The sequence below is a fragment of the Psychrobacter pygoscelis genome, assembly GCF_004335015.1.
GTDB lineage: Bacteria > Pseudomonadota > Gammaproteobacteria > Pseudomonadales > Moraxellaceae > Psychrobacter > Psychrobacter pygoscelis.
In genome coordinates this window covers 188,138-209,267 of record NZ_RQRU01000003.1, presented here as the reverse complement: position 1 = coordinate 209,267, position 21,130 = coordinate 188,138, and the positions used below count along the sequence as shown (strand labels likewise).

General features: G+C 43.6%; 20 protein-coding genes. 13 read left to right on the top strand and 7 right to left on the bottom strand.

The window, feature by feature from the left end:
* Window positions 1-31 precede the first annotated feature (31 nt).
* A complete protein-coding gene (locus tag EGV92_RS09205; protein WP_131668960.1) occupies window positions 32-1,633 on the top strand; it encodes a WG repeat-containing protein in 1,602 nt (533 codons plus the stop codon).
* 47 nt (window positions 1,634-1,680) lie between these two features.
* Entirely contained in the window at window positions 1,681-1,929 is a 249-nt protein-coding gene (locus EGV92_RS09200; protein ID WP_165525600.1) for a WG repeat-containing protein, read from the top strand.
* A 103-nt stretch (window positions 1,930-2,032) separates the two neighbouring features.
* Here EGV92_RS09200 and EGV92_RS09195 read toward each other — a convergent pair whose 3' ends face one another.
* The 3 genes from EGV92_RS09195 to EGV92_RS09185 all read right to left on the bottom strand — a co-directional run bounded on the left by EGV92_RS09195 (window position 2,033) and on the right by EGV92_RS09185 (window position 5,108).
* Entirely contained in the window at window positions 2,033-2,662 is a 630-nt protein-coding gene (locus EGV92_RS09195) for a phosphoadenosine phosphosulfate reductase domain-containing protein (protein WP_131668958.1), read from the bottom strand.
* 114 nt (window positions 2,663-2,776) lie between these two features.
* Window positions 2,777-3,433 carry a DUF934 domain-containing protein gene (locus EGV92_RS09190; RefSeq protein ID WP_131668957.1) on the bottom strand — a complete coding sequence of 219 codons (657 nt, stop codon included), beginning with the start codon at window positions 3,431-3,433 and terminating at the stop codon, window positions 2,777-2,779.
* Window positions 3,426-5,108, bottom strand: a complete 1,683-nt coding sequence (locus EGV92_RS09185) for a nitrite/sulfite reductase (RefSeq protein WP_131668956.1) — start codon at window positions 5,106-5,108, stop codon at window positions 3,426-3,428. The genes EGV92_RS09190 and EGV92_RS09185 overlap by 8 nt, the downstream gene beginning before the upstream one ends.
* A 497-nt stretch (window positions 5,109-5,605) precedes the next feature.
* On the opposite strand from EGV92_RS09185, the gene sat reads away from it, so the two are divergent.
* Window positions 5,606-6,880 (top strand): sulfate adenylyltransferase, encoded by a 1,275-nt coding sequence (sat, locus tag EGV92_RS09180; protein ID WP_131668955.1) that lies wholly within the window; start codon window positions 5,606-5,608, stop codon window positions 6,878-6,880.
* 143 nt (window positions 6,881-7,023) lie between these two features.
* Here the strand turns inward: sat and EGV92_RS09175 are convergent, their stop codons facing one another.
* The gene (locus EGV92_RS09175; RefSeq protein WP_131668954.1) at window positions 7,024-7,635 is read right to left on the bottom strand and encodes a hypothetical protein; all 612 of its coding nucleotides are present in this window, start codon (window positions 7,633-7,635) and stop codon (window positions 7,024-7,026) included.
* Window positions 7,636-7,909: 274 nt separating this feature from the next.
* On the opposite strand from EGV92_RS09175, the gene EGV92_RS09170 reads away from it, so the two are divergent.
* The 6 genes from EGV92_RS09170 (at window position 7,910) to EGV92_RS14310 (ending at window position 13,728) form a co-directional block, all read left to right on the top strand.
* Complete coding sequence (locus tag EGV92_RS09170; RefSeq protein ID WP_131668953.1) at window positions 7,910-9,064, top strand: sulfate ABC transporter substrate-binding protein; 1,155 nt, start codon at window positions 7,910-7,912, stop codon at window positions 9,062-9,064.
* Window positions 9,065-9,420: 356 nt separating this feature from the next.
* Window positions 9,421-10,554, top strand: a complete 1,134-nt coding sequence (locus EGV92_RS09165; RefSeq protein WP_131668952.1) for a sulfate ABC transporter substrate-binding protein — start codon at window positions 9,421-9,423, stop codon at window positions 10,552-10,554.
* Between the two features lie 156 nt (window positions 10,555-10,710).
* The gene (cysT, locus tag EGV92_RS09160; protein ID WP_131668951.1) at window positions 10,711-11,601 is read left to right on the top strand and encodes a sulfate ABC transporter permease subunit CysT; all 891 of its coding nucleotides are present in this window, start codon (window positions 10,711-10,713) and stop codon (window positions 11,599-11,601) included.
* 96 nt (window positions 11,602-11,697) lie between these two features.
* Window positions 11,698-12,672, top strand: a complete 975-nt coding sequence (gene cysW / locus EGV92_RS09155; protein WP_131668950.1) for a sulfate ABC transporter permease subunit CysW — start codon at window positions 11,698-11,700, stop codon at window positions 12,670-12,672.
* A gap of 130 nt (window positions 12,673-12,802) precedes the next feature.
* Window positions 12,803-13,525, top strand: a complete 723-nt coding sequence (locus EGV92_RS09150; protein ID WP_131668949.1) for a sulfate/molybdate ABC transporter ATP-binding protein — start codon at window positions 12,803-12,805, stop codon at window positions 13,523-13,525.
* A 119-nt stretch (window positions 13,526-13,644) separates the two neighbouring features.
* Window positions 13,645-13,728, top strand: coding sequence for a hypothetical protein (locus EGV92_RS14310; RefSeq protein ID WP_341352812.1), 84 nt, complete (start codon window positions 13,645-13,647; stop codon window positions 13,726-13,728).
* Window positions 13,729-14,249: 521 nt separating this feature from the next.
* Here the strand turns inward: EGV92_RS14310 and EGV92_RS09140 are convergent.
* Window positions 14,250-14,570 (bottom strand): ArsR/SmtB family transcription factor, encoded by a 321-nt coding sequence (locus EGV92_RS09140; protein ID WP_131668948.1) that lies wholly within the window; start codon window positions 14,568-14,570, stop codon window positions 14,250-14,252.
* Between the two features lie 207 nt (window positions 14,571-14,777).
* On the opposite strand from EGV92_RS09140, the gene EGV92_RS09135 reads away from it, so the two are divergent.
* The 3 genes from EGV92_RS09135 (at window position 14,778) to arsH (ending at window position 17,436) form a co-directional block, all read left to right on the top strand.
* On the top strand, window positions 14,778-16,070 hold the full coding sequence (locus EGV92_RS09135; RefSeq protein ID WP_131668947.1) for an arsenic transporter: 1,293 nt from the start codon (window positions 14,778-14,780) through the stop codon (window positions 16,068-16,070).
* 55 nt (window positions 16,071-16,125) lie between these two features.
* Window positions 16,126-16,641 carry an arsenate reductase ArsC gene (locus tag EGV92_RS09130; protein WP_131668946.1) on the top strand — a complete coding sequence of 172 codons (516 nt, stop codon included), beginning with the start codon at window positions 16,126-16,128 and terminating at the stop codon, window positions 16,639-16,641.
* A gap of 75 nt (window positions 16,642-16,716) precedes the next feature.
* Window positions 16,717-17,436, top strand: a complete 720-nt coding sequence (gene arsH, locus EGV92_RS09125) for an arsenical resistance protein ArsH (RefSeq protein ID WP_131668945.1) — start codon at window positions 16,717-16,719, stop codon at window positions 17,434-17,436.
* Window positions 17,437-17,455: 19 nt separating this feature from the next.
* Here arsH and EGV92_RS09120 read toward each other — a convergent pair whose 3' ends face one another.
* Entirely contained in the window at window positions 17,456-18,865 is a 1,410-nt protein-coding gene (locus EGV92_RS09120) for a DHA2 family efflux MFS transporter permease subunit (protein ID WP_131668944.1), read from the bottom strand.
* A gap of 266 nt (window positions 18,866-19,131) precedes the next feature.
* Window positions 19,132-19,932 (bottom strand): alpha/beta fold hydrolase, encoded by an 801-nt coding sequence (locus EGV92_RS09115; protein ID WP_131668943.1) that lies wholly within the window; start codon window positions 19,930-19,932, stop codon window positions 19,132-19,134.
* Window positions 19,933-20,241: 309 nt separating this feature from the next.
* Here EGV92_RS09115 and yghU point away from each other — a divergent pair, with 309 nt between their 5' ends.
* Window positions 20,242-21,111, top strand: coding sequence for a glutathione-dependent disulfide-bond oxidoreductase (yghU, locus tag EGV92_RS09110; RefSeq protein ID WP_131668942.1), 870 nt, complete (start codon window positions 20,242-20,244; stop codon window positions 21,109-21,111).
* Window positions 21,112-21,130 lie beyond the last annotated feature (19 nt).

Here is a 21,130-nt window from a genome sequence, read left to right as displayed (position 1 = left end):
CCCACTTTGCGAGCTAACAGAAAGTTACCAGTTGCCAGCAGGCGTCGAATTAGTCAATGAGCGCTGTGCAGAAAAAGATACTATTCTTATCACTAATGGCGATAAACAAGGGGTTATAGATTCAAAAGGCAACACTGTTATTCCCTTGGAATATGATGACATTAACACTGAGTATATTCGGGGCATGCCGAACCACCTGATCAAGGTTATGAAGGATGGTAAGGTTGGCTATGTCAACCAACACAATGAAGTGATTATACCGATTGAGTATGATGGCTTTGAGGAATATGATCAAAGGGGTAATGGCAGTATCTTTTATACCTTAAAGTCTACAAAAGAAGGCATGAAGAAAGGCTTGATATATGCTGATGGTAAGCTAATCGCTGATAGTATATATGATCAGGTAGGCTATATTAATGATGCTGGGTTAATTTCAGTAGCGCTAAATGACAAATATGGCATGATAAACACTCAAGGTGAAGTGATGATTCCTATCACTTATGACTTTTTGATGTTTAATAATCACAATTCTGAAGGTGCTGACGATTTTAAAGTTGCTTTGGTCACCAGAGATGGTAACCATGGGATGGTTAATGAGCTAGGCGAGATTATAGTTGCCCTTGAATATGACCATGTCAGTTGGTTTAATTGGGACAATAACACTAAGCAATGGCTCGCTAATGTTATTAAGGACGGTAAATATGGCGTCGTTAACCACAATGGTGAGTTAGTCATCCCTCTTGAGTATGACTATATCAGCGGTTTCCAATACTTTAAAGAATTAGGGCATTCACTTGCTGCTGTTAGTAAAAATGATAAAGCCGGCGTTATTGATTCAGAAAGTCAAATTATTTTACCTTTTGACTATGAAGATATGGGGGATCTTAGAAGGGTAAATATCGATAGTGATCATTTATTCATAGCTAGGGTGGTAAAAAATAATAAGCTCGGTGTGATTAACGAGAAGGGCGAGTTATTCGTCCCAGCTGACTATGATGACATTTCGGAATTTATTAGTGGCGAGTCAGGAGGTCGTAATACCCAAGTTGCGCAGATTAAAAAAGACAATAAATACGGTATGGTTGATGCAAATGGCGCTATAGTCATTCCAATCGCTTATGACGAAATAGGTAGGAGTGATAGAGCGTTTTCTGACGGGGTTGTACATATAATATATGAAGTTAGAGATCAGCAAAAATATGGCAGCTACAATATCAATGGTGATCTTATAGTCCCTGCGAAATACGATAATATTGCTGAGTTTGAGCGGTTGGATGACGCACAATCTTGGCTTGTTAAGGTAAAATGGCAAGATAAATATGGCGTTTATGATAATAGCGGTAAAGTTATTGTAGCCGATCACTATGATGATATCAGTAAGATAACAACTGTTTTAGGTGTCATTAAAGTTAAAAGTGGTGGCAAATATGGCTATGTTGACCTAAATGGAAAGTTGGTAACGCCAGTAGAGTTCGATGAAGCTATAGATTTTGACAAATATGATAAACCTGGATTGTGGTTAGCGGTGGTCAAAAAAGACAATAATTACGGTGTCATCAATAGTAAAGGTGATATCGCTATACCCTTTGTAATAAAAAGATTATCCCCCTGCAATCAAATAACGAGGCCATAGATACCAAGGCCAATGATAACTATGCGTTTGTTAATAGTGATGGCGTATTGGTCGATCTTAGTGCATACGATGAGATAAGACCTGTGAGTGAGGAGTTGCTGGCAGCTAAGAGAGATGGTAAGTGGGGTTATTTAAATACAAAAGGTGAGGAAGCTATTGACTTTAAGTATGATGAAGCTAAAAAGTTTATATTTAGTGGTAAGGCTAGAGTAGGAATAACTGACAATAGTAATGATTATCGTAGCTTTATAATGAATAAAGAAGGGGAAGAAGTAGACTGGCAGCCATCAGACTGACCGTATTTATAACTACAACGTTAATTATAATCTTCTCATAAAAAAGCCCTCTCATTAATCTATGAGAGGGCTTTTGATCATTCAAAACTTGGCAAAGCTGCTACTAAAGCTGAGTATGCAGACCACACTCACGATGCTCTTCTACCTTAGTAGGGTCAAAGTAGTCAAACTCGTTTGGCAGGTTATTTTCTTCAAGATAAGCGTCTAAATCTTGGTCGTTTTTGTAGAATAATGGGGCAACTTTAAGTACGCCATCTTTTGACTGGCTAAGCACATCAAGACCTTGACGGAACTCAGTTTGGTCTTTCCGAATAGCGTTAAACCAAACGTCAGGTTTTAGCTCACTTAGGGCGCGGCGGAAAGGCTCAAGCTTGACTTGCTCAGTGAATACTTCATGTTTAGCATCGTCGACACCAGGGATACCGCCTAGAGTCACGTCACGGTGGGCGCGAGTCTGCTGCGGGATATAGGTCACGACATTCAGATTTAAATCTTCAATTAACTTGTTAGCAAATTTATAAGTGGCATCAGTATTATAGCCTGAGTCTACCCACAGCACCTTGATATCAGGGCGCTGCTTAGCAACTAGGTGCAAGATGGCTGACTCATAAGGGCGGAAGTTGGTAGTGATGATTGGGTTCTTTGCTTTTTCTAAGGCCCAAGCGACAATCTCTGCAGGTGATTTACCTTGTAAGTCTTTATTGGCTTGATCAATATCGATATTAATACTCATAAATAGTCCTTAAAAGTAAGTGGTGTTAAAAAAAGCGTAATCGCTGGTTTTGGTTAATAACTAGAAATAAGCTTAAGCAGTAAAGAGCGTGGCTCATCGACGCTTGCAGACGGCTTATGGACGACTTGCAGGCGCTGAGCGGAACATCGGTAGCTGATTAGCATCGTTACCACTATAAGCTGTCGGCAGTACTGAGAATGCTGTGGCGATATCAGCGGCCAAATATTCATTGGCGATAACAAAGCTATCGATGCCAGAGCGCCGTAGATAAGCGATTTGATCACGGCCAAATTCCCCAGCGACCCGAATCTCTCCTTGATAGCCTTGTAACCTTAAATGTTTGGCAAGACTAAAGTTGCGACCATCAGCAAATAGCGGGGTATAGAGCACGATTAAATCAAGTGCGCGCAATAAGCTGATGTGATTCTCATCTGCCGTGTCTTTTTTGGTATCTGTACTACTATTGCTACCTGTGATCAGTCCAAGTAAGCTGTCTAGCTGATCAGTCGTCGTACTGGTATCTGCCCAAAGTCCTATTTTGCTGGTCCGATTGCCGATTAAAGCCAAGGTCTCTTGCACCAACCCTGAAGGCGCTAATACCTCAGTAAGGGGTAGGATAATGTCGAGGCGCTCAGTTTTGTTAAGCAGCTCACTTAGATGGATCTCAGCAACGGCGATACCGTCAGGCAGATTGGGTACAACAAGGGCTTGCCAAGTGTCTTCAGCGCTGATATTCACCGCGTCACTGTTTAGAATGCTATGATTACCCATAGACGGCCTCCTTAAATGGCGCTATGCCAACTCGTTCTACAAATTCGCCAAAAGGCTCGCTTTGGTCCGCTTCTTGTTGACGCTCGCGAGTATAGACATCAAGGATAGTCTGGAGTGTGGCTGCCACATCATCAGCAGGCACAGCCTTGCCCAATATTTTGCCGAGACGTGCATCTTCTTTTGAGCTGCCACCAAGGCTAATCTGATACCAATGCTCGCCTTTTTTATCAACACCTAAGATACCGATATCACCGACGTGATGGTGGGCACAAGCATTCATGCAGCCCGACATGTTCAATTGAATCTCCCCCAAATCATAGAGGTAGTCTAGATTGTCAAATTGTTGTTCAATTTGTTCAGCGATATTGTGGGTGGTGGCATTAGCAAGGGCGCAATAATCAAAGCCTGGGCAGACAATCATGTCAGTCAAGGTGCCGATATTGGCGCGAGCTAGGTTTAGCTCAGCAAGTGCTTGCCATAAGCTATACAGATCCGTGACTTTTACATCAGCAAAGACTAGGTTTTGTTGATGTGTGCCTCGAATCTCCCCAAAGCTATACTTATCTGCTAGATCGGCTAGAGCGTCCATTTGATAGGCGCTAACATCGCCTGCAGGCACATACTTGCCATCGACCAGTCCGGCTTTTAAGGAGATAACCACGGCGCGATACCCTGCGATTTTATGAGCGACCGTATTGTGGGTGTACCAATCAGCAAAGGCTTTATCTTTTAAGTCGTTATTCAATTGGCTCTGACTGGCAAGAGTATCAATTTGCTCATAGTCGAAGTCTGAGAAGTAGCTTTTGGCAGTCGCAAAATGCTCATCAGTTAGGGTTAATGGACCATCTTTACAGTGTGCTTCCCACTCTGCTTCGACCAGCTTGGCAAAGTCTTTTGCGCCCATACTATCGACCAAAATTTTGATTCGTGCTTTGTACTTATTGTCGCGGCGACCATGTAGATTGTAGACACGTAAGATGGCATCAAGATAGCTAAGTAGATGCTCTCTAGGCAAGAATTCACGAACGAGCTTACCGATAACGGGTGTTCTGCCCAGACCACCACCGACGATGACCTCAAAGCCAATCTCACCTTCATCACTCTTGACCACATGAAGGCCAATATCGTGAACCTGAGTAGCAGCGCGATCCTTCTTGGTACCAATCACAGCAATCTTGAATTTTCGAGGTAAAAAGGCAAACTCTGGATGAAAGGTGGACCACTGACGGATAATCTCGCAGTAGGGACGTGGGTCCTCTATCTCGTTAGCATTGACGCCGGCATAAGGGTCAGTTGTGGTATTTCGAATGCAGTTGCCCGAAGTCTGGATAGCGTGCATCTGAACGGATGCTAGCTCCGCTAATATATCAGGAACGTCTTCGAGCTTTGGCCAGTTTAGCTGTAAATTGGTACGAGTCGTAAAGTGACCATACTCTTTGTCATACTTGCGAGTGATCTCAGCAAGCTTACGCAGCTGGTATGTGGCGAGCAATCCATAAGGCACAGCAATCCTCAGCATTGGCGCATGTCGCTGGATATATAGACCATTTTGTAAGCGTAGGGGTAAGAACTGCTCTTCACTTAGCTCGCCTGACAGGAAACGACGAGTCTGGTCACGGAACTGAGTGACACGCTCATCCACCATCGCTTGGTCTGCATGTGTATATTTATACATAGGTATTAAGCCCTAAAGGTAGCAATAAAAACGTTAGTGCGCGGTAGTAATGGATATCACTAGAATAAAAGCGCACTAAGGTTAATAAAATTTCATGAGGCTATAGTACCGAGCAATAAGCCATTCGATAAATTCATATCAGACATATCCATATCCAAACAATGCATAGAAAAGAATATGCCAACTTGGGTAGGCTATGGCTAAGAATTTAATCTGGATGACGTTATAGAGCGTTTCTAGAGCAGCCAGTCGGCTATTTTGTTTTTTACTGTGTAGCTCTTATGGCTGTTTTTTAAGCTATTGATTGACTATTAGAGTAGATGTAGGTCGCCATGAACAGACTATCTATCGTTGTTCATCCACATGCTTTTGCAAGGGATTAGCAGCAATATTTGTTACTACTTATCACTACTTGTTAGGTATTGATAAAAATAGCCTAAGCAAATTCAATAATTTTTCCATACTTACCCATAAACAAAATCAAGGTAACATCAGCTATGACTACCCCCACAGCTAACACACAAAAACCCGTTCAACGTCTTGGTAAAACTGCCATAGTACCCCCTCATGGTAGTAAGGAGTTAAAACCCTTACTATTAGAAGGTGCAGCTCATCAACAAGCATTAGAGCTTGCCAAAAGCTTACCGCAAATTACCTTAAGCTCTAGAGAGCGTGGCGACCTTATTATGCTCGGTATAGGCGGCTTCACACCGCTAGATGGCTTTATGAATCAAGCAGACTGGCAAGGTGTGGTTGATGACATGACACTCAAAAGTGGCGACAATGCAGGACTGTTTTGGCCTATTCCTATTACTTTATCCACCTCTGAGCAGCTTGCAAGCACCCTTAATCAAGGCGATAAGGTAGCGTTAGTGGCTGACGATGGTGAGATCATGGGTATCTTGACGGTCGAAGAGACTTATAAAATTGATAAAGATCATGAATGTCAGCAAGTATTTACTACCACTGACGCGACTCACCCAGGTGTAAAGCAAGTGCTAGAGCAAGGTGAGGTGAATGTCGCAGGTAAAGTCGAGGTACTCAGTCAAGGCGAGTTCCCGACGCTATATCCTGAAATTTATAAAACTCCAGCTGAGACCAGAGCCCTGTTCGAAGAGAAAAACTGGCAAACGGTCGCTGCTTTCCAGACACGCAATCCTATGCACCGCTCACATGAGTATCTTGCAAAGATTGCTATCGAGATCTGTGATGGTGTGATGATTCACTCGCTACTTGGTGCGCTAAAGCCAGGCGATATTCCTGCCGAAGTTCGCCAAGAAGCCATCCGCACGCTAATCGATAATTATTTTAAGAAAGACACGGTAATCCAAGCAGGCTACCCATTAGATATGCGCTATGCTGGGCCTCGTGAAGCATTGCTTCACGCTTTATTCCGTCAAAACTATGGTTGTAGCCATCTGATCGTCGGTCGTGATCACGCTGGAGTAGGGGATTACTACGGCCCATTTGATGCTCAAGCGATTTTCGATGTCATCGACCGTGATGCCATGCAGACCAAACCTTTAAAGATTGACTGGACCTTCTGGTGTAACGCTTGCCAAGCTATGGCCTCTACCAAGACTTGCCCACACGATGCTGAGCACCATGTCAAAGTCTCAGGCACCAAGCTGCGTAAAGCGCTATCTGAAGATGACGACGTACCTGACAACTTTAGTCGTCCTGAAGTATTGGCCATCCTAAGAGAGTACTATGCAGGTATTGCCAAAGAGGACCGCGCGGAGGTGAAGCTGACTGGTGCATCGGCGGTATAGTGAATAAATTTTAGTCAGTAAAAAGGCCAGTACCGAGTGTGCTGGCCTTTTTGGTACTGACCTTTGACCTTTTAATGGGTGCCTTATAGCCCAAAGATAGTCATGATTAACGAGCCTTTTAGAATATTAATTTATCACCTAGCTTATACCAACCTCATTGATTCGCTAACCATCCCAATAAAAATAAGTATCCAAAATATCGACCCAAGCACCAACCATATATAATTGGCAACCGTGAATTTGCTATTTTGGCTGCCTTCATTATCTAAACTGGCTATATTCGCTTGTTTTTGCCCTAACCATAAACACCATGAGCTAATGGCTAATAGCAGGATTAGCAGCAGCATACCTGGCGTAACCGTAGCATCAGATACTAGACTATCACTAACATTAATGGCTATCTGGCAGAGTATAAATATAGTGGCAGGGAGCTGTAGACTAGGTAATGATGAGCTAGACACCTGCGAGGCGTCAGAATGTATCTTTTTAAATAAGCTATGAACAAAAAATATATTAAATATGGCTCTGGGGACCGGCCAGATACTATCTCCGGTACGCTGCTTCCAAATTGTCCAGTTTTCCCAAAACCAATAAAGGGTATATAAACCTAGTGTGGCAAAAAAAAGAGCGAAGAACTTCTTTGCAGAGACCACATAATAGTGTTTGGCAGCGTCTACAGATGATGGTCTGGTCTGGGTAAGCGGTGCTTGATAAGGATTTATCTCATCCGCTTTGATTGGTTTTTCTAAATTCATGTAACTTCCTCATAATGTCACTTAATTAAAGCTAAAGTAAGATTCAGCCAAGTTATTATGCCTAATAATATAAAATTTTGTTGATTAAAATTAGTTCTATATCTTGTTTGATACGAATAAATAGTATGACCATATTTATAAACCAAAGCGATTTTGGTTAATTATTCCGTTTTAATCTTTCGATAGCTAAATATATCTTTAAAGAAGAATCCACACTACTGTTAGCATATCGGCATTACTCAGTTTTAAATATATATTATTTATAGAGGTCAAAATGCCTGCCAAAGTCGCCCATCTCACCTTATCCGAGTTCCTAAAATTCCATTTAGCAGCATTATCTTCAGTCATGCCGTTGAAGGTAACCGAGAAACTAGGCATTGCGGCTCTGCTAACTATGATGACTGTGTTATCAGGCTGTGATCAGGCTCCCTCTAATACCAGTACCAATAGTGGCAGTGATGGTTCTGCGGCGCAAAAGATTAACTTGCTGAATGTCTCATATGATGTATCACGAGATTTTTACAAAGACTACAACCCTGAATTTATTCAGACATATCAAGAGGCCCATCCTGGAGTCAGCGTTCATATTGGTCAATCACATGGTGGTTCAAGTAAGCAAGCCTTGTCTGTCGCCAACGGCCTACAAGCTGATGTAGTGACCATGAACCAAGAGACTGATATCGAATTGCTGGTAGAAAAAGGCGTAGTAGATGCCAATTGGCAGCAAGCCTTCCCCAATCTCGCTGTTCCTTATACCAGTACGATAGTGTTCTTGGTAAGAACGGACAATCCAAAGCATATTAATGATTGGCAAGACTTGAGTCGCTCAGACATAGCGGTAGTCATGCCCAACCCTAAGACCAGTGGTACGGCTCGATATGCTTTTTTAGCTGCTTATGGTGCTGCCTTAAAGCAGTTTGACAATAATCAGCAAGCCACTAATCGCTACATTCATCAATTATTAGCTAATATCGTCACTTATGATAATGGCTCACGCGCTGCTACTACCACATTCACGCAGCGGGGTATGGGAGATGTGCTAATCACGACAGAGAATGAGGCGCATCAAGTGGCTGATAAGTTCGCCAAGGGTCAAGTAGAGGTGATATATCCGAGTTACTCTATTCGCATAGATAATCCTGTGGCTGTGGTAGATAAGGTGGCTGCTAAAAAAGGAACACGTGAAGTGGCGCATGATTACTTGCAGTCTCTTTGGGATCAATCTGCTCAAGAGCAAATGGCCAAGCTTTATTTACGACCAAGCGATCCTCAAGTATTAGCCAAGTATGAAGCCACGCTTCCCAATATTGAGATGTTTAACCCTGTTGAAGTATTTGGCCCTTGGCCACAAATCATGCAGACCTTCTTTGTAGAAGGAGGGGAGTTTGATAAGTTAGCCAAAAATAGCGCTGTTGATGGAGCGTCATAGATACAGTGTCATAATAAGGCGTGATAGCTGGGTCGTTATATTCAATATCGCTAATGATTATTTAGATTTATCTGTATAAATAAGAAGGTGACTAATAACAGTCACCTTTTTGGCATCTATATTGTATTTCATGCTTAGCAGTATTCAAGACTGCATACTAAATCCATCATCTTATATTCCTTTTCTTCACTACGATACCCTTATTCATCATTAAACATAATAACTAACCACTGCTAGCATGGGCGCATCAAATTAGATAACTGTCATCCAAATAATTAGCCTTTAAATATCTATCTGTTAAATATGATTTGAATATTAGCTGAATATTAAAAGGCGCTCTGCGCATTGAGGTCATTATGAAAATATCAATAAACAAGTCAACATTACCACAAAGCCATAATCATGCTAGTTATTTTACTTATGCAAAAGTCATATCTACGGCCGCGATCGCTGCTGCTGCATTGAGCTTAACGGCATGTAATAAGACACCTAGTGAAGAGACTGCCACAGCAGATAGCGAAGCGCCTGCCGCGGCTACTGATGGCCAAGATATTGAGCTGTTAAACGTCTCTTATGATGTGGCGCGAGACTTTTATAAAGACTATAACCCAATGTTCATAGAGCACTATAAGAGTGAGAATCCAGGTGTCAATATTAGTATTAAGCAATCTCATGGCGGCTCAAGTAAGCAAGCCTTGTCTGTTGCTAATGGTCTACAAGCTGATGTCGCTACCATGAACCAAGGCTCAGACATTGAGCTACTACAGAAGAAAGGTTTGGTCGCTGATGATTGGGAAGCTCAGTTTCCAGATCATGCAGTGCCCTTTACCAGTACTATCGTATTCTTGGTGCGTAAAGATAACCCGAAAGCCATCAATGATTGGCAGGATCTGACCAAGCCAGGCCTTGAGATCGTCATGGCTAACCCTAAAGTGACAGGTAATGGTCGCTATGCATTCTTAGGGGCTTATGGCTACGGTCTACATGCCTTTAATAATGACGAATCACAAGCTCAAGGCTACGTCAAAGACATGCTCAAGAATGTCAAAGTCTACGAAAACGGCGGCCGTGCAGCAACGACAACTTTCGTTCAGCGCAATATTGGTGATGTTCTCATCACTTTTGAGAATGAGGCTAATCTAGCCGCTACAAAATTTGGCCAAGGCCAAGTAGATATCGTCTACCCAAAATACTCTATCAAGTCTGAAAGTCCGGTCGCTGTCGTCAATAGCGTAACGGACAAAAAAGGAACTACTGATGCAGCAAAAGCCTATCTCGACTATCTATGGAGCGAGCCTGCTCAGCAGTTGGCTGCTGATCTGTACTTGCGTCCTAGTGTTCAGAGTGTATTAGCTGCCAACAGTGACAAGCTACCACCAGTCGATACCTTCCGTCCTAACGATGCCTTTGGTACTTGGGATGAGATTATGAGTAACTTCTTTAGCGATGGTGGGGTATTTGATCAATTGGCTACTAACAATCCCCAGTAATAGTGCTCGCAAGTAACTTGCATTCATTACCAATGCGCTAACTACCATAGTATTCCAAGAGTAATCATAACCTTAATACAAGTAGGCTATGATTACTCAGTATTGTCTATTACCAGTATTATCTACTACTAAAATCAGTAAGGCTTTGAGACATTAATGACACATCCATCAACGCCAAATACCGCCAAAGGGGCTTATGTTAAGCGCTCTTGGCTTACTCGATTGCGAGAGCGCAATGTCTTGCCAGGCTTTGGCCTGTCAATGGGTATCACCGTTCTAAGTCTCTCACTACTTGTGGTATTGCCCTTTGCAATGATGGCATTTACCACCTCACAGATGGGCTGGGCAGGGTTTTGGCAGACCATTAGCCAGCCGCAAGTGACCGCCGCTATTGTGCTGTCATTAAAGATGTCGTTTTATGCGATGCTCACTAATATGGTCTTCGGTACTCTAGTGGCTTGGGTGTTAGTGCGCTACGAATTTTGGGGTAAGTCATTAATTAACGCTTTAGTTGACTTGCCATTTGCTTTACCCACGGCTGTGACCGGTATCTCGCTAGCGACTCTGTACGCACCCAATGGCTTGATTGGTCAGTGGTTTGCTAAGTTAGGTATTCAGGTGGCCTTTACGCCACTGGGCATCTGGCTGGCTTTGGTCGTTGTCAGCTTTCCCTTTATTGTTCGCGCCGTTCAGCCTGTATTAGAAGAGCTGTCGGTAGAATTTGAAGAGGCTGCTGCCGTCTTAGGCGCTAGCCGATTGACTACTTTTCGAACGGTGATATTACCAGAATTATTACCAGCGCTATTAATGGGTGCAGGGATGATGTTTGCTCGGGCAACAGGTGAGTATGGCTCTGTCATCTTCATCGCGGGCAATATTCCTATGCAATCAGAGATACTACCGCTGATTATTATTAGTAAGCTAGAGCAGTTCGACATCCAAGGTGCATCGGCAGTAGCTTTATTTATGCTCATGATATCGTTCATTATTCTATTAGCTATTAATCTATTGCAGTGGCGATTGTCGCGACGAGTTGGCGCCAAGTAAGCCCTAAGCGATTTAAGATACAAGCTTCAAAACTGAATTTAAAACCAAGTTCAATACCAAGCCACAACGTAGATCAGCACTTCAGGAAGTAACTTCATGCAAATCTCCAATAGCTATGACTATCAAAATAATGCGGCGACTCGAGACGTCCCTTGGGTTCGTCGTACTTTTATCGTTATCGCGACTTTATTTATGATAGTTATGTTAGTTGTCCCTTTATTGGCAGTCTTTTATGAGGCGTTTAAAGGTGGTTGGGAGCTGTACGTTGCCTCATTAATAGAGCCAGAGGCAGTCTCGGCGATCAAACTGACTTTACTAACTGCCGCTATAATATTGCCTATCAATATGGTGATGGGGATTGCTATTGCTTGGTTAGTGACGCGTTATCAGTTTAGAGGTAAGCAGCTGGTCACTACGCTATTAGACTTACCGTTTTCGGTGTCGCCTGTCGTGGCCGGTCTGATGTTCGTCATGTTGTTTGGCTTAAACTCTACCGTAGGAGGCTGGCTTGAATCCATGGGGATTCAGGTGATATTCGCCGTTCCTGGTATTGTTCTTGCGACATTATTCGTCACCTTTCCTTTTGTTGCTCGTGAGCTAATTCCGCTCATGCAATCACAAGGCGATAGTGAGGAGCAGGCGGCACTGACACTAGGGGCGTCTGGTTGGCAAGTCTTCTGGCACGTAACCTTACCTAATATTAAGTGGGCGCTGTTATATGGACTTATTCTCACCAATGCTAGGGCAATGGGGGAGTTTGGCGCGGTAAGTGTGGTGTCAGGGCACATTCGCGGAGAGACCAATACCATGCCACTATTGGTAGAGATTGCGTACAATGAATATAACTTTACCGCTGCCTTTGCTTTATCAAGTCTGCTAGCAGCATTGGCCCTTATTACTTTGCTGGTTCAGCAAGTTATGACTAAGCTTCAGACGCGCAAATATGCCAAAGGTGAAAATCGTGAGGCTATTACTGCCCCGACATTAGTGACCGCCACGCCAACTGTAGCCAGTGATGTGAGCAATAATCTTGAACTTAAAAACAGCAGAGTGAAAGTTGAAGAGGTTTAAGGCTTGGCTTGTACCTAAGTATTGGCTTGTACCTAAGTAATAGCTCCACATGCTAAGTATAAGCACCTAGATAAATAGCCTAAGTAATTAAAATAATTCATTACTACAGCAACAAAAGAGCATAAGCAAAATGAGCATAGATATTCAACACGTTAACAAAAAATTTGGCAATTTTGTCGCCTTAGATAATATTAGTCTTAGTGTTCCCACAGGGAAATTGGTGACCTTACTGGGGCCATCTGGTTGTGGAAAAACCACCTTACTACGTATCATTGCTGGTCTTGAATACGCCGATCATGGTCAGATACTATTCGATGGAGAAGACGTGACCCATACACCAGTGCAAAAGCGGCATATTGGTTTTATGTTTCAGCATTATGCGTTGTTCCGTCATAAGACCATCGCCGACAATATCGCTTTTGGCTTGACTCTGCTGCCAAAAGACAAACGACCTAGTAAGGCCGATATTCAAAGCCGAGTCACTGAACTGTTAGAACTGGTTCAGTTACCAAACTTGGCAAACGCTTATCCGCATCAACTCTCTGGTGGCCAGCGCCAACGTATTGCTTTAGCACGCGCTTTAGCAGTAAAGCCAAGATTGCTGTTACTTGACGAACCCTTTGGGGCACTCGATGCCAAAGTACGAAAAGAGCTGAGGACTTGGCTCAAAAATATCCACCATGAACTGGGGGTGACCAGTATTATGGTAACCCATGATCAGGAAGAGGCTAGGGATGTCTCGGATGAGATTGTCGTTATGAACCATGGTGCAATTGAGCAAGTCGGCACGCCAGCTACCTTGATCGCCAATCCTGCTAGCGAGTTCGTCGCGGATTTCTTAGACTTGGTTTAATCAAATTTATTGTATTCTCTAGCCATTAAAAAAGACCTGATATCTCAGGTCTTTTTTAATTAAATGACGACAATAATTTCAGATATCAGTTAGATGTAGAAGATCACGACTACAAGCGTATGGGTGATTTTAAATTAAGAGTTTTAGATCTTACAGTTAAAGAAATTAATGGAAAATTAGTTATTAAAGTTAGTTATTTATAGGGGAAAAAGGTAGGGCTATTACAGGCTTTAAGTCTAATGGTGCAGATGTCAGAACAGGATAAAACTCTATATCAATGTCTGGTGATTTATTAGCAGTTGGTCTACCCAGAGGATTGCGGCGCCACTTGGCATGACCATAGGTAGCGATGACAATCATGCTGACTACTAAAAGTAAGTGAGTATTTAGCTCAAATCCTAAATCAATTAGCTGCTTCTGCGTCTGATATAGTCGGCAGCAGCTTACCGTAGCGCTGATGGAGCTTTACTGTGATATCGAAGTTTTGGTGGATATTTGATTTGCTATCTTAGATTAGTGCTTCGTCATGCTTGAGGGCAATCTTGGCAGTCTACTCGTCTAGGCGAGTTAACTCGTATCTAATTAATCCTATTTAAAGCTGATACGTAAAAGAGTAGCTGGAATAAATTTACTGGCTAGAAGCCACGAGATGACGGAGGCGGACGTAAATTTATTCCAGTGACTTTGTGTCAAATCTAACAGGTTGACGCCTTAACGATACTCGCTAGCAGCACTCTGTATCTGAGCCTGTATTTGAGTCAAGCAAGACATCACTATCTAGCTTAATATTATGAATGACCTCTTGGCACCAATCAGGTAAAGAGGGGTCTAATGCATACCACATCCAAGTACCCCGACGTTCACTGACCAAAATACCGGCACGTTTTAGATGATTAAGATGCCGCGAGATAGTCGGCTGCGGCTGCGCCAAAATCTGTGTCAAATCGCAGACACACATCTGCTCATGTTGCCTTAACAACAATACCAGCTTTAGACGGGTTGGATCGCTCAAAGCTTTAAAGAAAGTGACAGGGTAAAGTTGCATATATTTACTTTTCCGAATATATATTGTAAGCTCTCGTTATATTCACTTATATGAATATAATTTTTATGCGTGTATGGTAGCACAACTACCCCATTCCACCAACGCTTATAAGGGATTGTTCACCAACTTACTACTCAAAAGTAGCGTTGGACGAAGCTGTCCTGAAATTGTATGGGTCAAAATTCACTATAAAATTGAGACACTATTGTGCTTATTGCCGCAGCAATATTTATTATTACCCTTATATTTGTTATCTGGCAGCCACGGGGACTGAGTATCGGTTGGACTGCTGCCATTGGTGCTGGGATAGCGCTATTGTCTGGTGTGATCAGCTGGACGGATATTCCTATCGTTTGGGATATTGTCTGGAACGCGACCTTTGCTTTTATTGCGATTATTATTATTAGTCTTTTGTTAGATGAAGCAGGTTTTTTTCGCTGGATTGCTCTGCATGTTACCCGAGCTAGCGGCGGTAGTGGCAAGCGATTATTTCTATTTATCGTACTGCTTGGTGCCTTCGTGGCTGCCTTTTTTGCCAATGATGGGGCAGCATTAATACTGACACCTATTGTCATTGCTATCTTGATTAACTTGCGCTTCTCGCCAGCCACGACGCTGGCCTTTATTATGGCGGCAGGTTTTATAGCGGATACCGCCAGCTTACCGCTGGTCGTCTCTAATTTGGTTAACATTGTCTCAGCAGACTTCTTTGAGGTGAACTTTAATCGCTATGCTCAGGTTATGATACCGGTGAACCTTGTCGCCGTTGCAAGCTCTTTATTGGTGTTATATTTATTTTATCGCCGAGACATTCCAGCCAGCTATGAGGTCACTAACGTCGCTCACCCTGATGGCGCTATTGTTGATAAAGCCACCTTTATCACCGGCTGGATAATACTGGCAGCGCTGCTGTTTGGCTTTTTTGTACTTGAGCCAAGAGGTATTCCGATTAGCCTGATTGCTGGTATAGGCGCGTTGGTACTCAGCATTGTCGTGCTCACACAACGAAAGATTGACTTAAAGCCAGTAATCAAAGGCGCGCCTTGGCACGTGGTAATATTCTCACTCGGCATGTATTTGGTAGTGTTTGGTCTGAAAAATCAGGGGTTGACGGATTATCTAGCTTCCGTACTGACGATGTTAAGCGACCAAGGGATTTGGGCGGCGACGCTTGGCACGGGAATGCTATCAGCAGCACTGTCATCGGTAATGAACAATATGCCGACGGTGCTCATCCAAGCGCTCGCCATTGACCAAGCAGTAACCACGCCTCAGACACTTGAGGCTATGATCTTCGCCAACGTCATCGGCTGTGATCTTGGGCCAAAAATTACACCAATAGGCTCGCTTGCAACCTTGCTATGGCTACATGTGCTCGCCAGCAAGGACCTCAAAGTCACTTGGGGTTACTATTTTAAGGTAGGCATTATTCTGACCTTGCCAGTACTCCTTGCGACGTTATCAGCACTCGTTATCTGGCTAAATGTACTGAACCCGTAGGTGAGTTATTAACTAAATTAGAAATTACGATAATTACTCAACGTTGGATAGCGCCATGGATAATAATAAAGACTTGTCATCAGCTGCACCATTAAAAATCCTCTATATATGCACCCATAATCGTTGCCGAAGTGCTTTATCCGAAGCGATTACCAACCAACTAGGCAAGGGGCTATTACTTGCCAAAAGTGCGGGTAGCTCGCCTGCGGGAGAAATACACCCATTGACCCTAAAGTATCTAACTCAGGCTGGCTATACTACTGATGGTTTAACGAGTAATTCATGGGCGGATTCGGACTATATGGGTGACTTCGTTCCTGATGTGGTCATTACAGTCTGTGATAATGCTGCAGGAGAAACTTGTCCTTTATGGCTTGGGAATACTCCCAAGCTACATTGGGGTCTTGCCGATCCTTCAAAAGATACTGAAAGTACTGAAAGTGACGTGCAGACGGTTGTTGATTTTGCGCAAACGATTAAAAAAATTGAAGCAAGGGTAGAGAGGCTGAAAAAGATAGTGCTATTGCCAGCTGATAAGCAAGCAAAAGCTTTTGAACAGCTTACGAATTAATTGCTATATAATTGATTTAAAAAATATATTTACTTAACACTAGTAAATTAATAATGGAAAAGTGAAGACAACACCATGACTGGATCAACCCTACCTAATATCGATACTGAACAATTCAAAATTCCTACCATCAATGATTTCGAGCGAACAATATCCACTCACGCCCCTAAATTCTTATTACTCTATGGCTCGCTGCGAGAGCGCTCATATAGTCAGCTAGTGATACAAGAATGCGCTAGATTGCTAACAGCGATGGGCGCTGAGGTCAAAATCTTTAACCCAAAAGGCTTACCTTTAGCAGACGCTACCGATACCAGTCACCCTAAGGTTCAGGAGCTACGAGATGCCGTTGAGTGGTGCGAGGGGATGGTCTGGTGCTCACCTGAGCGCCATGGTTCGATGACTGGTATTATGAAGACACAGATTGACTGGATTCCGTTGTCCATAGGCGCGGTGCGACCTACCCAAGGTAAGACACTAGCCGTAATGCAAGTTTGCGGCGGCTCGCAGTCATTTAATACGGTCAATCAGCTGCGAATTTTGGGCCGTTGGATGCGTATGCTGACCATCCCTAACCAGTCATCCATCCCTAAGGCCTTTTTAGAATTTGACGACGCAGGGCGCATGAAGCCATCTGGCTATTATCTGCGCGTTGTCGATGTTATGGAAGAGCTGATGAAGTTCACACTATTGACGCGTGACCATGCACTGTATCTGGTCGATCGCTACTCTGAACGGGTTGAGAGTGCCGAAGAGCTTATGAAGCGGGTGAATCAATCTGATTCGACTGCTTAAGAAGTAGCACTGAAGCCTATTAATACAAGCCATCTCCATCATGCGATTGCAGGCGTAGAAAGTACAACCCTGAGGCGATAGTAAGAATACCTAATATCCAATAGGTGGTCTGGAACGCAGCAAGGGTATCAATCTGATAATTATCAATTAGGATGTTAAGTACTGCCGCACCAAAGGCAATACCAAAGCTCATAGCGAGCTGTTGGTTCACCGCCATCAGGCTATTGCCACTACTGGTCTGCGCTCCTTCTAAGTCACCAATAGTAATGGTATTCATGGCGCTAAACTGCATGGAGTTGCACGCGCCCATCACTGTCAATACAGGGATGAACCAATACCAAGGTACGCTCGCGTCAAACTGGGCAAGCAGCAAAATTAGAATACCAAGTAGGGTAGTATTAACGACCAAAACCTTCCGGTAGCTAAAACGCTGAATCGTCTTACTCACAAAGGGTTTAATGCCAATAGCCCCCACGGCAATCGGCGCTAGTAGCCAGCCTGCCTGCGAGGGGGTGTATTTAAATACCACTTGTAATAATAGCGGCAACAGGTAAGGCACGGCGCTAATACCCAAGCGAGTAAAAAGATTGCCCACGATGCCTATTCGGAAGGTACGCACGCTAAATAGACTCAGCGGGAATAGTGGCTTAGGGCGACGCCGAGCATGCCAGTAATAGGCGACCAGTAGTGACAGCGCCCCTACAGCGAGCATAACCGCAAAATTAAAGCGCCCTTGTTGCGAGGACATCTCCACCGCAAGGGTCATCAGACAGGCAGCAGACCCAAACAGAATAAAACCGCGCCAGTCAAGCCTGCCTGTGACTTCCTTAATATCTGGTATGAGTCGTAGGCCCATGAATAGCCCGAGTAGCCCCATCGGTATATTGATCAAAAATATCCAGTGCCAACTGGCGTATTGCACAATATAGCCGCCCATCAATGGACCTAATAGGGGGGCAATCAAAGCCGGAATCACCGCAAAGTTCATAACGCTAAGAAGCTGATTGCGAGGGTAGGACTTCACCAATATCAGCCGCGCCACTGGCGTCATCATTGCGCCGCCAATACCCTGAATGACTCTTGAGGCAATCAAGAAACTAAGGTCAGATGCTGCCGCACACAGTAATGAGCCTAGACAGAAGATAACGATTGCTGCTAAGAAGGTTCGACGCGTGCCATATTTATCCGCCAAAAAACCACTCACAGGAATAAAAATAGCCAAAGTTAGTGCATAGCTAATGACAGCCCACTGCATCTCAAGAGGCGACTCCCCCAAAGCAACCGCCATCTTCGGCAATGCTGTATTTAAAATGGTAGCGTCCAAGATTTGCATGAATAATGCAACGGCTAGTACATAAGGCAGGTATTTAGTCTGGATGGCAGTCAGGGCGGGGGCTGAGTTAGAAGTCACGGTGTCGTAGTTACTCATTTATATTTATTAAGTCGGCGCTCATGGCGATAATTAAGCCAAACAGCCTTTGGATTGCCCTTAATATATTCGGGTCATTTACTACAAATCAAGGTCACATCGGCCTAAAGCTTGCGAGAAAAGTTTTTTAACCTTTAACAGGCACTAGTATACAACCAGTAATAAAACTATTACCAGTTGCCCTGTTGTTTAGGAATCGGTTTTAGCTACATGTCACCGTATTGAGCACCTCAAAGGATTCAACTTAGTACATAAGCTGAACCAGCTCAAGCTTGTAATTGCTCAGCTATTTTTGTAGCAATGACCTCTGGATCTCTTATCCAAGCGCCGTGTGGATTGCCTTTAATATGATCAGGCAGACTCACTGGTATTAGCATGTGCTCAGCGCAGAGCTTGGCTAGGTTTTTGGTAGATTTATAAGGGGCATAATCATCGCCCTCAATATAGAAATAAAGTCCCCGACCTTTACTGCCCCCTTTACTATCAAGATTGCTAATAAAGTCATAGCGACCCGTCAGCGCCGTATGACACCAGTCATTCATGATGCCCTTGGCTTCTTTATCGCCGAAGCTGATTTTATATCCTGGAAAGTAACCGTAAATCTTGGTCAAGGGTTTAATCACCGCCACAGCGCGCAAAATATTTAACTTACCACGCCCAGACCAGTTCTTATAGTGCAGGTTGCCTGTCGCTATGCCAATGACGGGAATATCATAAAGGGCGCTATAAATAGTCGCCATATGACCGCCCAAGCTATGGCCTAGTAGATAAGTATTAGGCTGCGCTGAGAACGCTAATAACTGGGGAATAAAGTCATCGACAATGTCTTGGTAGTTATAATCGACCGAGCGATTTAGCTTAGGATCATTGTCACCGCAGCACGGGTAGTCAGCACCTATGACGGTGAAGCCCTTAGCTGTAAGAGTAGCGAAGAATTTACTATACTTGCGTAGCGGTACACCAATAGCGGTCAAAAATACTAAGGTGGTACCTTGGTCGTTGTCGGGATTTGGCTCATGAACATGAACCTTAACTTGGTATTTATCTTGGAACTTAAAGCTTGGCATTAGTGGTATCCTCCATGAATAGAATAATTACCCTGATTAATATTTATCTTTAAACGTAAACGCAGGCATTTAATAGTGTCTTCCTTGATGTTTAAGCGATAAGCGCTGCTTGATTGTAACTAATCCACCTGCTTAATGCTCAATACTGGTCTTTTTAAGGCTAACTGTAAGGTCACGTCTCTATGATAGATATTAATCAGGTAGCGTTAAAGGTAATGTAAGTTAACCAAACTCAATACTAACTGTATTCTTTAGCCCCTATAATTCCAATTAGCTTAACTAACCATACCTATAAAGAAGGAGTAAGTGATGACAACCTCTCATTCAAACAGCTCTCATTCAAATGCTAATACTAACAACAACTACACACCGCCCAAAGTCTGGTCACTAGACGCTGTCGATAAAGACAATGGTGGCAAGTTTGCTGGCAATAATCGCCCAACAGCAGGCGCGCGCCATGAGCAAACCCTGCCAGTAGGCGATAAACCACTGCAACTGTATTCACTGAATACTCCCAATGGCGTCAAAGTGAATATCTTGTTAGAAGAGTTGGCGGAATTGGGTGTTAAAGGCGCTGAGTATGATGCCTATAAGATAGATATCATGGATGGCGATCAATTTGGTTCAGACTTCGTGGCCATTAATCCGAACTCTAAGATTCCTGCCTTAGTTGACTATACTAATAAGGAAGCGCCGGTTAAGTTATTTGAGTCTGGGGCTATCTTGATGTACTTGGCTGAGAAATTTGAGCAATTTATTCCCACTGAGCAAGGTCAACTGCGAGCCGACTGCTTATCTTGGGTGATGTGGCAGATGGGGAGTGCGCCTTATCTTGGCGGCGGTTTTGGTCACTTTTACGCGTACGCCCCTTATCCGATGCAATACCCGATTGACCGCTTTACCATGGAGAGCAAGCGTCAGCTTGATGTACTAGATCAGCATCTAGCCAGCCATGAGTATATGATTGGCGATGGTGAGGGTAGTTATTCGATAGCCGATATCATTATCTGGGCTTGGTATGGTCAGCTAGTACTGGATAAGCTATATGACAATGCGGCACAGTTTTTGGACGTGGCCAGTTATAAAAACGTGCAGCGTTGGGCGGCGCAAATAGCGGCGCGACCAGCCGTTCAGCGCGGTGTCGATTTGGTATTAAAACCGATAAAATCAGCAGAATAGCGTTTATCTATCTAATGAT

Coding starts and splice junctions, on each gene's coding strand:
- cysT (WP_131668951.1), top strand. CDS start 10,711: ATGACACATCCATCAACGCCAAATACCGCCAAAGGGGCTTATGTTAAG.
- EGV92_RS09195 (WP_131668958.1), bottom strand. CDS start 2,662: ATGAGTATTAATATCGATATTGATCAAGCCAATAAAGACTTACAAGGT.
- yghU (WP_131668942.1), top strand. CDS start 20,242: ATGACAACCTCTCATTCAAACAGCTCTCATTCAAATGCTAATACTAAC.
- arsH (WP_131668945.1), top strand. CDS start 16,717: ATGACTGGATCAACCCTACCTAATATCGATACTGAACAATTCAAAATT.
- EGV92_RS09165 (WP_131668952.1), top strand. CDS start 9,421: ATGAAAATATCAATAAACAAGTCAACATTACCACAAAGCCATAATCAT.
- EGV92_RS09150 (WP_131668949.1), top strand. CDS start 12,803: ATGAGCATAGATATTCAACACGTTAACAAAAAATTTGGCAATTTTGTC.
- EGV92_RS09140 (WP_131668948.1), bottom strand. CDS start 14,570: ATGCAACTTTACCCTGTCACTTTCTTTAAAGCTTTGAGCGATCCAACC.
- cysW (WP_131668950.1), top strand. CDS start 11,698: ATGCAAATCTCCAATAGCTATGACTATCAAAATAATGCGGCGACTCGA.
- EGV92_RS09190 (WP_131668957.1), bottom strand. CDS start 3,433: ATGGGTAATCATAGCATTCTAAACAGTGACGCGGTGAATATCAGCGCT.
- sat (WP_131668955.1), top strand. CDS start 5,606: ATGACTACCCCCACAGCTAACACACAAAAACCCGTTCAACGTCTTGGT.
- EGV92_RS09170 (WP_131668953.1), top strand. CDS start 7,910: ATGCCTGCCAAAGTCGCCCATCTCACCTTATCCGAGTTCCTAAAATTC.
- EGV92_RS14310 (WP_341352812.1), top strand. CDS start 13,645: ATGGGTGATTTTAAATTAAGAGTTTTAGATCTTACAGTTAAAGAAATT.
- EGV92_RS09185 (WP_131668956.1), bottom strand. CDS start 5,108: ATGTATAAATATACACATGCAGACCAAGCGATGGTGGATGAGCGTGTC.
- EGV92_RS09130 (WP_131668946.1), top strand. CDS start 16,126: ATGGATAATAATAAAGACTTGTCATCAGCTGCACCATTAAAAATCCTC.
- EGV92_RS09120 (WP_131668944.1), bottom strand. CDS start 18,865: ATGAGTAACTACGACACCGTGACTTCTAACTCAGCCCCCGCCCTGACT.
- EGV92_RS09175 (WP_131668954.1), bottom strand. CDS start 7,635: ATGAATTTAGAAAAACCAATCAAAGCGGATGAGATAAATCCTTATCAA.
- EGV92_RS09115 (WP_131668943.1), bottom strand. CDS start 19,932: ATGCCAAGCTTTAAGTTCCAAGATAAATACCAAGTTAAGGTTCATGTT.